The 3,325-nt window shown below is 32.3% G+C and carries 3 protein-coding genes; all 3 read left to right on the top strand.

Annotated features, from left to right (window positions below; translation table 11 throughout):
* Positions 1–171 precede the first annotated feature (171 nt).
* The 3 genes from ACT3QP_RS14460 (at position 172) to ACT3QP_RS14450 (ending at position 3,007) form a co-directional block, all read left to right on the top strand.
* Positions 172–699 (top strand): hypothetical protein, encoded by a 528-nt coding sequence (locus ACT3QP_RS14460; protein ID WP_444525987.1) that lies wholly within the window; start codon positions 172–174, stop codon positions 697–699.
* 114 nt (positions 700–813) lie between these two features.
* The gene (locus tag ACT3QP_RS14455; RefSeq protein WP_444525986.1) at positions 814–1,977 is read left to right on the top strand and encodes a hypothetical protein; all 1,164 of its coding nucleotides are present in this window, start codon (positions 814–816) and stop codon (positions 1,975–1,977) included.
* Between the two features lie 382 nt (positions 1,978–2,359).
* Positions 2,360–3,007 carry a hypothetical protein gene (locus ACT3QP_RS14450; RefSeq protein ID WP_444525985.1) on the top strand — a complete coding sequence of 216 codons (648 nt, stop codon included), beginning with the start codon at positions 2,360–2,362 and terminating at the stop codon, positions 3,005–3,007.
* The last annotated feature ends 318 nt before the right edge of the window (positions 3,008–3,325 follow it).

The following is a 3,325-nucleotide window of genomic DNA, read 5'->3' as shown; positions in this document are numbered from 1 at the left end:
GCCTTATGCGATTCAGAGTGCAATGTATTTTTGGCTCAATTATAATGTTTATAGTACCAGTGAAGGTAATGGTTATGCTGATGTTACTGCTGTTACCAAAAAAGTTAATGGTGGTAGAGAAGGCTTGGACAGGCGCAAAGCAGCTTATAAAGAATCCGAAGGAATATTTAAATGAAACTAACGAGCGTAATTCTAGTATCACTTCCCATATTTGTAATATCGGCTTGTGCTAATACTTATGACAAATCTGAATTCTCTCATAAAACAGAGACTTATGCAGAAGAAAAAAGTTCAGAGTCATTGTGTATAGCTGATGAAATACCCGTTGTATCATGCGAGATAGATGAACCACAAAGCAGGGTTGTATCTATATGTGGCTCTGCTGACTCTCAAAGTGCTATCTATCGATTTGGTAAAGAAGATAAAGTAGAGCTATCTAAACACTTTACTAGTAGGGAGCCTTTGAAAAGAACACTTGTTTATTCAGCCTACACAACCTATTTTCATTTTAAAAATGATGGATACCGCTACATTATAGGTGTTCCCGAAGAGGCCTATGGTATTAAAGCTTTTATCGATATTGTAAGCCCTAACGGTAGTACTAATACAAAAGAATGTACAACAAATTCATTTGCAGAAAAAAAGTTAGTATCTCCAGCAATTATAGATTTAGAAGAGTCTAAAGCTGACTTACCTTAGTTGGTTTTCAAATAAGCTACCTTTTTACTTTAGTGCTTTTTAGAAAGTATGTCTATACTATTATCTATAAATTGAGAATACCGTAAATTACGCTAAAAAAAGGATCAATAAGTTATGAATCTTGATAAAATTTTGATCATAGTTGCATCTACGTTATTCTTAACTTTAGGCTGTGAAAGCCCTGTTAACTCCTCCAATCCAAAAATAGCACCGTCTTCAGCTAATGTTCAGATTAAAAAGTCATCAAACCACTCTCAAGTCTCAGATACGACTACGCAAGAGTGTGTAATAGATAACAGCAAATCAATAAATATCTACTACCCTCAAAGCCTTAAGGAATTAAAAATAAATGGCTACAGTACTTTCAAATTGACAAGTACTAATGAGATAGAAACAGGTCAAGGTCGTCCTCATGAATTCACTCGTATATATCAGAATGATCAAGGATACACGGCAACTTTAATGTCTCAAAATGCCATTAGGAATTTAGAATTGACAGATGCAAAAGGTCAAAGCACATCATATTCATTCAACTCTGGATTAGAATGTGACGCTCTGCCAAGCACCAATTATTCAACTTATATAGTTAGTGCAGATAAAGCTTTTATCTATAGACAACCTTATCTTGACAGTAAGACTTCATCCTATTTCATAGCAGGTGATGAGATTGAGGTATTATCTATTAAAGATGACTGGATACAAACGTCTTATTTAAAAGGTTCAAAAACAGGTTGGTTGCGTCTTAAAGATCTTGAAGTAATGGAAGGTGTTGACTCTTCTGATAGAATAACACTCGATAGTAATAAAATTATCACTGCTAATGGCACCGAAAACTTTACTCTACACAATACTATTGAAGAAATAGAATCTAAATTAGGTATGTCTTTAAATTTAGAGCACACTATCAATGAGTGCTCTATGGATAGTAGCAACTCAGAATTTCAATTGCTGTTTTTGCGTGACACTCTAATCTCAGTTGAATTTTTCGATTCTAGCTACCAAACCAGTAAAGGCTTTAAGGTAAACGATAACATCTCTAAACTCTTGAGTACCCATCCAGAAGTCGAGTATCACGAATATACAAGCAATATGGGTGATGAAAGCTACTATATGACAAATAGATATTATACGACTCGACCCAATGCTCAAGGTAATACATTGACTTTTAATGTTTCAGACAGATATCCTGATACTATTACAGACACGGATCCTAATACTATTAGCAGTATATCCGTATCCAATAATTTAGATGATAGTAGTATTTGTAGTGTCTACTAAAAAACTATGCTTAACTCACGATAAAAACATTATGAATACTAAAACATGTGATTAGAATAAATTTTGTGAAAATTTTGAAATATATCACTCATAGCAAACGAATATGGCTTATACCTACCCACACCCAACAAAAAACCCCGCATCATGATGACACGGGGTTTTCTTGTTTTAAGTATAAGGCTTTCAATTTTAAAAGCTTATGTACTCAAGATTAGGTCAACTGAGCCACATTAATCTTGTCCTATTCTTCAGTGTGCTCTGACATACGGTCGAAGTTCATGTATTGATACATTTCCTCACCCATGCTATCTAGCAGCCTATCATGACAGCCATTTGCATTCAATGTTCGATGAAAAGCGCGTAAAAATAATTAGAGAATAATATGTTTAAATATAGCTTAATATTTGTAATGGCCACACTTTGCTCCTGTAGTGTAGATACAAGTGAAACAAAAACTTCGTCTCCTTTAAATGAAACATTATCTAAAGAACTTAGTTCTACAGATTTACACTCTACAGGTATGGGTATCAGACAAATTTCTGATAAAGAATTTATACCTCTACTAGAAAAATCATGTACAGCTGAAAATCTTTCTTACCCCGAAAAATGCTTATATTACGACAAAGTTAGTAATTATAGTTTTGATAGTATAAACCTTGATAGTTTCTCAGGTGCTAACAGTAAAGTCATGCTAAATACTAGACTGCTCTTAGGGTCAAAGAATGATGATGGTGATTATTCTACTAAAACACTTGAGTTAAATACGAATATTGATGGGTTAGAGGTTGATTCTATCAATATTTATGAATATGAATTTAATGAGTATTCATATAATGAACGTATTTTCTATATGAATCAGGATTTTGAACTATGGATTCTTAATTCAATCATGTTTGAAGGTGTCTTATATATCGTATCTTGGGAAAAATATAATATCGATCCCAAAACTGGGAAAATATCAATTGACTCTACAGTAAATTACACTTCAATTCATGAATCGGAATCAATTTACAAAGGGTTGATAATGTAAGTGGTCAAAATAGAATATCAACGTTAAAATTAAATTTATCATAGGATAAATTTAATTAACGCTACTATTATTGAAAACAAATATAAAGAACCACTTTTTGTTAAATCAGAACCGGAAGTAGAAAAAATCACTATCACAGAGTTATCAAAAGATAAAGATATTGAAATCTATTTTTTAGCTTTATTAAATTATATTCGAAGTGAAAATATAAAAAAGTGTAAATTTAAAAACTAAGTTAACAAGGATTCATATGAGAATAACTATACTACTCACATTTATGATTGGATTAGTTTCTTGTTCTAATCTATCAATGATTGA

The sequence above is a fragment of the Psychrobacter sp. AOP7-B1-24 genome (assembly GCF_052376215.1).
GTDB lineage: Bacteria > Pseudomonadota > Gammaproteobacteria > Pseudomonadales > Moraxellaceae > Psychrobacter.
Note: the sequence above shows the minus strand (reverse complement) of the source record. Positions and strands in the feature narration are given on the sequence as shown.